General features: G+C 64.2%; 8 protein-coding genes. 5 read left to right on the top strand and 3 right to left on the bottom strand.

The genetic code is table 11. From position 1 onward, the window contains the following. Positions 1-176: 176 nt before the first annotated feature. The 3 genes from QZT63_RS17260 to tesB are packed head-to-tail and all read left to right on the top strand — an operon-like array spanning position 177 to position 3352. Entirely contained in the window at positions 177-791 is a 615-nt protein-coding gene (locus tag QZT63_RS17260) for an SCP2 sterol-binding domain-containing protein (RefSeq protein WP_290652900.1), read from the top strand. Then, entirely contained in the window at positions 788-2446 is a 1659-nt protein-coding gene (gene ubiB, locus QZT63_RS17255) for a ubiquinone biosynthesis regulatory protein kinase UbiB (RefSeq protein ID WP_290652897.1), read from the top strand. Before QZT63_RS17260 ends, ubiB begins: the two co-directional genes overlap by 4 nt. Before the next feature lie 39 nt (positions 2447-2485). After that, positions 2486-3352 (top strand): acyl-CoA thioesterase II, encoded by an 867-nt coding sequence (gene tesB / locus QZT63_RS17250; protein ID WP_290652895.1) that lies wholly within the window; start codon positions 2486-2488, stop codon positions 3350-3352. Here tesB and QZT63_RS17245 read toward each other — a convergent pair. From QZT63_RS17245 to QZT63_RS17235, 3 genes are all read right to left on the bottom strand, one after another. After that, complete coding sequence (locus QZT63_RS17245) at positions 3349-3708, bottom strand: hypothetical protein (RefSeq protein WP_290652893.1); 360 nt, start codon at positions 3706-3708, stop codon at positions 3349-3351. The genes tesB and QZT63_RS17245 overlap by 4 nt on opposite strands. Before the next feature lie 279 nt (positions 3709-3987). Then, the gene (locus QZT63_RS17240; RefSeq protein ID WP_290652891.1) at positions 3988-5301 is read right to left on the bottom strand and encodes a S41 family peptidase; all 1314 of its coding nucleotides are present in this window, start codon (positions 5299-5301) and stop codon (positions 3988-3990) included. 19 nt (positions 5302-5320) lie between these two features. Then, the gene (locus tag QZT63_RS17235; protein ID WP_290652889.1) at positions 5321-6481 is read right to left on the bottom strand and encodes a peptidoglycan DD-metalloendopeptidase family protein; all 1161 of its coding nucleotides are present in this window, start codon (positions 6479-6481) and stop codon (positions 5321-5323) included. A gap of 250 nt (positions 6482-6731) precedes the next feature. Between QZT63_RS17235 and QZT63_RS17230 the strand changes: the two genes are divergently transcribed. Both QZT63_RS17230 and secB read left to right on the top strand, forming a co-directional pair. Beyond that, positions 6732-7160, top strand: coding sequence for a rhodanese-like domain-containing protein (locus QZT63_RS17230; protein WP_290652887.1), 429 nt, complete (start codon positions 6732-6734; stop codon positions 7158-7160). A 26-nt stretch (positions 7161-7186) separates the two neighbouring features. Then, positions 7187-7604, top strand: a 418-nt coding sequence (gene secB / locus QZT63_RS17225) for a protein-export chaperone SecB (RefSeq protein WP_290652885.1), incomplete at its 3' end; no start/stop codon positions are given.

The following is a 7604-nucleotide window of genomic DNA, read 5'->3' as shown; positions in this document are numbered from 1 at the left end:
GCAAATAACGTTACGATTGTCGCGGCCCTGACGGCCCCTGGCGGCGTTGCGCCTCCTCGCCGTAGTCCCCGCTACGCCTCGTCGGCGCGCCTTGCCAGGAACCGTCAGGATCCACGCCAATGTTCGCAACGTATTTACGGGACAGGACACTAGTGTCACACGCCGGGAGGACAACCATGGGACCGTTCAGCCTGCTCTTGCGCCCGGCCAATCACATCGTCAACAGTGTGATCCGGATGGACCCGGAGGCAGGCGGCCGGCTGTCCGCCCTCGCTGAGCGGCGACTGCGCGTGCAGCTCACCGAACCGGAGGTGACCGTCATCGTGACGTTCCATGCGGACCGGCTTGAGCTGATCGAGGCGGACGAGCCCGCCGCTGGGGCCGATGTCACCGTGACCGGTGCCTTGGCCGACCTGATCGCCATGGCCCGGGATCCGGAGGCAGCGGGCGGACGGCTGCGCTTTGACGGCGACCCCGCTGTCGCCCAGCAGGCCAGGCGCTTCTTTCGGGAGCTGGACCTGGATTGGGAGGAGGCCCTCGCCGGTTACGTGGGCGACGCTCCGGCCCATCGCCTCGGGCGGGCCGTACGCGGCATCAGCGACTGGCTACGGCACAGCGCTACGGCCGCCGGCGAAGGCCTGGCCGAATACCTGACCGAAGAGCAGCGCCAATTGCCGTCGCGCCTGGAAGTGGACGCTTTCCTGGACGACGTGGACCGGCTGCGGGAGGATACTGACCGCCTCGCCGCACGCATCAAACGCCTGGAGCAGCAACGGGGCGCGGGACAATGATCGGGCGCGTCGTGCGGCTTATCCATATCAACTGGGTCCTGGTCAAACACGGCCTGGACGACGTCATCCTTGCCACGCGGCTCTTCCGCCCATTGCGCTGGACCCGCTACTTCATGCCCTGGAATTGGTTCCAACGCAGTCAGGGCAGCCGTGGTGAACGCATTCGCCGGAGCCTGGAGGAGCTGGGTCCGATCTTCGTCAAGTTCGGCCAGATCCTCTCCACCCGCCGCGACCTGCTGCCACCGGATATTGCCGAGGAACTCGCTCGTCTGCAGGACCGGGTGCCACCCTTCCCGGCGGTCAGTGCCAGGGCGATCATCGAACGCTCCTTTGGCCTGCCAATAACCGACATCTTTGAGCGCTTCGACGACACGCCCATCGCCTCGGCCTCCATCGCCCAGGTCCACGGGGCGCGGCTGCGGGACCGCCAGGAGGTCGTGGTGAAGGTGGTGCGCCCGGATATCGAACCGATCATCCGGCGCGACCTGGACCTCATGTACACCTTCGCCGCACTCACCCAGCGCTACTGGTCCCATGGTCGGCGGCTGCGACCAAAGGAAGTGGTAGCGGAGTTCGAGAAGACGCTCATCGACGAGCTCGATCTCATGCGCGAGGCATCCAATGCCTCACAGCTGCGGCGCAACTTCCAGGACTCGAACCTGCTCTACGTCCCGGCGGTCCACTTCCACCTGACCACCGAGAGTGTCATGGTCATGGAGCGCATCGTCGGCGTGCCGGTCAACCACATGGAGATTCTGCGCGCCGAAGAGGTGAACATGCGGTGCCTGGCGGAGAAGGGCGTGGAAATCTTCTTCACCCAGGTCTTCCGTGACAGCTTCTTCCACGCCGACATGCACCCCGGAAATATCTTTGTCGACACCAGCAACCCGGCGGACCCCCGTTACATCGCCGTGGATTTCGGCATCGTCGGCAGCCTTGGACCGGTGGACCACCGCTACCTGGCGGAGAACTTTCTGGCGTTCTTCAACCGTGACTACCGCCGCGTCGCCGAACTGCACGTGGAGTCGGGGTGGGTACCCGCCGGTACCCGGGTGGAGGAGTTCGAGGCAGCCATCCGCACGGTCTGTGAACCGATCTTCGAGCGTCCGTTGCGGGAAATCTCCTTCGGGGCCCTGCTCATGCGGCTGTTCCAGACGGGCCGCCGATTCGACATGGAGGTTCAGCCGCAACTGGTGCTGCTGCAAAAGACACTGCTCAATATCGAGGGCCTGGGGCGCGAGCTCTACCCGGACCTGGACCTCTGGCGCACGGCCAAGCCCCACATGGAACAATGGATGCGGCGCCAGCTTGGCGTCGGCGCCGTCATGCGTAATATCCGCCGCGAGCTGCCGCACTGGGGTGAGGAATTGCCGCGCATGCCACAACGGCTGCTCGAGGCCCTTGAAGCCGCGCACGACACGCGACGCCAGATGAATGAGCAGCGGCTGGAACTCGGTGCGCTGCGGGCGAGCGTGGATCGCAGCGCGTGGCGCCGGGACGGCACGTTCCTCGGTGCCCTGATCCTGGCCGGGGCGTTGGTCGGGCAGGGCATTGGCGTATTCGCCGGACCGGCCGTGGCAGGGGTGGCGGTGGCCACCTGGGGGCTGGGCACCCTCGGCCTGGGGATACTGGCAGTAAGCTGGCTGCGCCGGTGAACCCGGGAGGGGCTCTGGTATCTTGATCATGGAGACATCATGAACGCAAAACTGGACAAACTGGTGCGGCTGCTCGATCTGGAGCGACTGGAGACCAACCTGTTTCGCGGCGAAAGCCGTAATATCGTGGGCACCCGCGTCTTCGGGGGGCAGGTGCTGGGCCAGGCGCTGGTGGCGGCCGGCCGCACCGTGGAGGAGGACCGCTGCGCCCATTCCCTGCACGCCTATTTCCTGCGCGCCGGCGATGTCGAGGCACCCATCGTCTATGACGTGGAGCGCGCCCGCGATGGTGGCAGCTTTAATACCCGGCGCATCGTTGCGATTCAGCATGGACGACCGATCTTCAACATGTCGGTGTCATTCCAGATCCGCGAGGAGGGCAGTGACCACCAATTGGATATGCCAGAGGATATCCCCGCACCGGACGATGTGGAGCCGGAGTGGATAATCATGGAGCGTCACCGGGAGCGGCTGCCGGAGGCGTTTCGCGAAACCTTCACGCGGGAGCGGCCCATCGAGATTCGGCCCATCGACCCGGAGGATCCCATGGCGCCTGAACCGGTGGCACCTGTTCGCAATTCCTGGATTCGTGCCGCGGGACAACTTCCTGACGACGACACGGTCCACCGGGCGCTGCTCGCCTATGCCTCGGATTTCCGGCTGCTGGGAACGGCACTGTTACCCCACGGCCGCACCATCTTTCAGGGACAAACCCAGATGGCGAGCCTGGATCACGCCATGTGGTTCCACCGCGAATTCCGCATGGACGACTGGCTGCTGTATCACATGGACAGCCCCAGCGCCTCCAATGCCCGCGGATTCACCCGTGGTCACATTTTCGATCGCCGCGGCTCCCTGGTGGCTTCGGTCGCGCAGGAAGGTCTAATCCGCCCGAGGGAGCATTAGTAGTTACGGATGGAGATGGCCACGCCAAGCTTGTCCTCATCGCAGGTCATCACGCGGTTGTAGGCATCGAGCACGTCATTGCCGGGGAGATCGTCTTCACACAGCGACGGCACGATGGCCCCTACGCGAAAGCCCCTTCCGGAGCGATCAAGACCAGGATCGGACAACCGCGATCGCGCCGGCAAAGCCGACAGGGCCATGGCGCTATTGGCGTCATTTTCGAGGAGCCAGTCGTCGGCCGCGAGCTGAAGCTCGAGCTTCAGGGGGGATTGACCCGCGCTCCCGCTCGCACCAGCCGTTGCCGGGACAGCCGCAGCAAGCGCTAGACACAGTAACGGGCAAAAAAGACGCTGCATTGCTGGACCCCTCAGGGACGCTGAATAAGACATAGCGTGGGAGCGACAACCGCTGACGGAGCTGTTGTAGCGATTCTAATTATACCCCAACACTGCGGCGCAACATAGTAGCCGCAGTCAAAGTGTTACACCATCATTTCACCGCCGAGCGCACTGCATGCGCGCCGGTCGACCACGCGCCCTGGGGCCTTGGCGGCCGGGCCGCCGGGATCGAAACGGGCAGACCCGCCTGCATGTGCACGCAGCCGCGCGGCCAAGCCAGCTGTGCTGCCCGGGGCCTCAGCGCCCCTCAGCCTGGCTCTGCAGGATATTCAGCCCCTTGAGCAGGTTCAGCGCTTCGTAGATCGCGTAATCGTCACGGGCGATCTCGCGGCGGCGTTCCACGGCGTCCTCATCCCGCTCACGCTCGACGCCCTCCTGCGGCTGTTCGTCGGGCTCGCGCCCTTCCCGCCCGGCATCCTCGTCGCGGGCAACGCGCAGGGCCTCGTCGATGGCCACATCGGGTGCAATGCCATCGGCCTCGATCGAGCGCCCGGACGGCGTAAAATACTTGGCCGTGGTAAGCTTCACCGCCGAACCGCTGTTCAGGGGCAGAACGCTCTGGACCGAGCCCTTGCCAAACGTCGGCGCGCCCATGAGCACCGCCCGCCGGTGATCCTGCAACGCCCCGGCCACGATTTCGGACGCAGAGGCCGATCCACCGTTTACCAGAACCACGATGGGCGCACCGGCCAGCGCGTCGTTCGCGGTGGCATCGAAGTCCATGTGTGCCCGCTCCCGGGGGCCCTCGGTGTAGACGATCGTGCCCTCCCTGAGAAAGGCGTCGGATACAGCCACTGCGGCCTGCAGCACGCCGCCGGGATTATTACGCAAATCGAGCACCAGGCCCTTGAGCGGTTGTTCGCCCTTGGCGCTGAGTTCCTCCAGTGCGTCCAGCAGCTGCGGACCCGTCCGTGACTGGAACTGGCTGATGCGCACGTAGCCGAAACCGTCCTCGAGCATGCGCGCCCTGACGCTGACCACGCGGATCACATCACGCTCCAGGCTCACACTAAACGGCGCATCTTGACCCTCGCGCACCACCGTCAGCTCGATCGTCGTCCCTGGCTCGCCGCGCATACGGCGAACGGCTTCGTTGAGCTCCATGCCCTTCGTGGATTCGCCGTCGACGCGAATGATCAGGTCACCCGGCTGCAACCCGGCACGTTCGGCCGGTGTATCGTCGATGGGGGCGATCACCTTGACGAAACCGTCCTCGCGGCCGACCTCCAGGCCGAGTCCACCGAACTCACCGCGGGTGCCGGACTGAAGCTCTTCGAATTCATCGGGCTTGAGATAGCTGGAATACGGATCGAGCCCAGCCAGCATGCCGCGGATAGCGTCCTCGATGAGATCGCCCGCTGAAACCTCCTCGACATAGTCCGAGCGGATTCGCGAGAACACCTCACTAAAGGCCCGCAAGTGCTCCAGCGGCAAATCGATGGACCCACCGGAAGCACCGGAGCGGTCCGCGACCACGTTCGTGGTCACGGTTGCGGCCACCCCGAGCATGATGCCCGCCATCAGGGCGAACAGGGGTCTTGTAACATTCATGGCGTTATCACACCTTTTCCTAGGGCCTGTTGCTGTCCAGCCAGCTTAACGGGTCTTCCGGCTGGCCCTCGACACGCAGCTCGAAATACAGGCCCGCCTGATCCCGCCCGCCGCTGTCTCCCACCCGCGCGATCACGTCGCCGCTGTCAACCCAGTCACCCACATCCTTGTACAGGCTCTCGTTATAGCCATAGAGCGTCATGTATCCGTCGCCATGATCGATGATCAACAATAAGCCGAGACCGCGCAACCAGTTCGCGAACACCACCCGCCCATAGGACACGGCTTCCACCCGGGTACCGGGGTCAGCGCGCACGAGAACGCCATGCCAGTCGCCACCGCTGCTGCGGCGATCACCGAAACCCGCGGCCAGCTCCCCGCCCACGGGCCAGGGGAGCTCCCCGCGCCGCTCCTGGAACGGCGCCTGCTCGACCTCCTCGTCGGCGATGTCCGCCAGCGCCTGCTGGAGCTCATCGACGAGCGCCTGAAGCTCCTCTTCGTCACCCTCCAGTCGTTCCAGGCGGTCTTGATCGTCCCCGATTGCCGCTTCCACGCGTGCCAGAACCGATTCCCGAACACGCCGGCGCTCCGCCAGCCGCTCGCGCTCCTCTTCCTGTTCCCGCCGCAATCCATCGAGCTCATCGAGCTCATCGTGAAGCTCGGCACGCATGGCCCGGTAGTCCTCCATGGCCGCCATGGCCTCGCGTATGCGTTCACTGCGAGCCCGGCCGATGTAGTCGACATAGACCAGCAGACGGTCCAGCGCCGCCGGATCCTCCTGATTCAGAAGGAGTTTCAAGTATTGCTGCCGGCCGCTGGTATAGGCGTCCCGGATCTCTCGTTGCAGCACCTGACGATGCCCAGCCACGGCCTGCTCCTGGGCATCAACGGCCTCGCGCAGTTCCTCGGCCTGGGTTTTACGAGCCTCCACACGATGATCCAGAGCCTCCAGGCGGCGCAGGGTGTCACCGATCGCCTGTTCCAGGGAGCGCAGCTCGGTGGCCACCTGATCGCGCTGCACCTGGCGCTCCTCGAGGTCGCTCTCGATCACGCTGATGCGCTCGCGTAGCGCCTCCAGGGCTTCTGCCTTGTCGCGGTAGTCATCGGACTGCGCTGGCGCGGCCAATGCGAGCGCCAAGGCGAATAGCAAGAGCGTGCGTACTAGTACGGCTATCGGCACCTGGGCACCTGAGACTAGGATTGATGCACACGCGTCATATCGGCGCGCGCAAGACAGCGATTCACGGACCCGGAAGCGCCTGTATAATACGGCGTTTTCCGGTCGCACGGCCAGGGCGCATACTGGGTCCATCCATCGCCCCCATTGGCGCCTACGCGCCGAACCGCTACCCTGACGCGCCGGCATCAGGGCAAGCAGCCCATGATGCCGGATTCCGGTTTCGCCCACAGACTTACCAGGAAAACGCCGTATGGACCGTCTGCTCGAATTCGTGATCAACAACTGGGTGCTGTTTCTCGCGCTCGGCCTGATCATTCTGTGGATTTTCGTGAGCGAATTCAGTCGCTTTGCCCGTGGCGTAACGACCGTCGACACGAATGAGGCCACGCGGCTGTATAATCGTGAGGACGCCCTGTTCGTGGACATCCGCAGCGAGGCGGATTTCGCCAAGGGGCACTTGCCAAATGCCGTCAACGTCCCCCTTGGTAATCTTGACCAAAGGCACAAACGGCTGAACAAGCACAAGAAAAAACCGATTATTGTCTATTGCGCCCAGGGCATGCAGGCCGCGAAGGCCGGCAAACAGCTCAAGGAAAACGGTTTCGAACAGGTCCACCAGCTCAAGGGCGGCTACGCCAGCTGGCAGGAGGCCCATCTACCCATTCAGTCTAAATCCTAAACAACGCTCACCAGGGAGTCGTCGCCATGGCAGAAGAAGATGCCGCCGCCGGACCACGCCAGCCGCAAGAGGGCAAACAGCAGCTTGCCATCCGCAAGATCTATCTGCGGGATGTCTCCTTTGAGGTCCCTAACGCGCCGGCGATCTTCGCCGGAGAATGGAAGCCCGAGGTCAACGTCGAACTGGACACGCGCACGACGAAGATCGCGGAAAGCTCTTATGAAACGGTAGTGCGCATCACGGTGACCGCCAAACAGGGCGACAAGACCGCCTACCTCTGCGAAGTCGAGCAGGCCGGGATCTTCGCGCTCTCCGGGTTCGACGACAAGACCCTGGAGACGCTTCTTGGCAGCTACTGCCCGGCGCAGTTGTTCCCCTATGCCCGCGAGGCCGTCTCTGATGTGGTCACTAAGGGCGGTTTCCCGCAGATGGTGCTGGCCCCGG

The sequence above is a fragment of the Aquisalimonas sp. genome (genome assembly GCF_007120195.1).
Taxonomy (GTDB): domain Bacteria; phylum Pseudomonadota; class Gammaproteobacteria; order Nitrococcales; family Aquisalimonadaceae; genus Aquisalimonas.
This window is presented reverse-complemented; position numbering and strand designations above follow the sequence as displayed.

What these genes read in the sequence shown, in the direction of transcription:
- tesB (WP_290652895.1), top strand. Translation starts at nt 2,486, where the DNA reads ATGAACGCAAAACTGGACAAACTGGTGCGGCTGCTCGATCTGGAGCGA.
- QZT63_RS17230 (WP_290652887.1), top strand. Translation starts at nt 6,732, where the DNA reads ATGGACCGTCTGCTCGAATTCGTGATCAACAACTGGGTGCTGTTTCTC.
- QZT63_RS17245 (WP_290652893.1), bottom strand. Translation starts at nt 3,708, where the DNA reads ATGCAGCGTCTTTTTTGCCCGTTACTGTGTCTAGCGCTTGCTGCGGCT.
- ubiB (WP_290652897.1), top strand. Translation starts at nt 788, where the DNA reads ATGATCGGGCGCGTCGTGCGGCTTATCCATATCAACTGGGTCCTGGTC.
- QZT63_RS17260 (WP_290652900.1), top strand. Translation starts at nt 177, where the DNA reads ATGGGACCGTTCAGCCTGCTCTTGCGCCCGGCCAATCACATCGTCAAC.
- QZT63_RS17240 (WP_290652891.1), bottom strand. Translation starts at nt 5,301, where the DNA reads ATGAATGTTACAAGACCCCTGTTCGCCCTGATGGCGGGCATCATGCTC.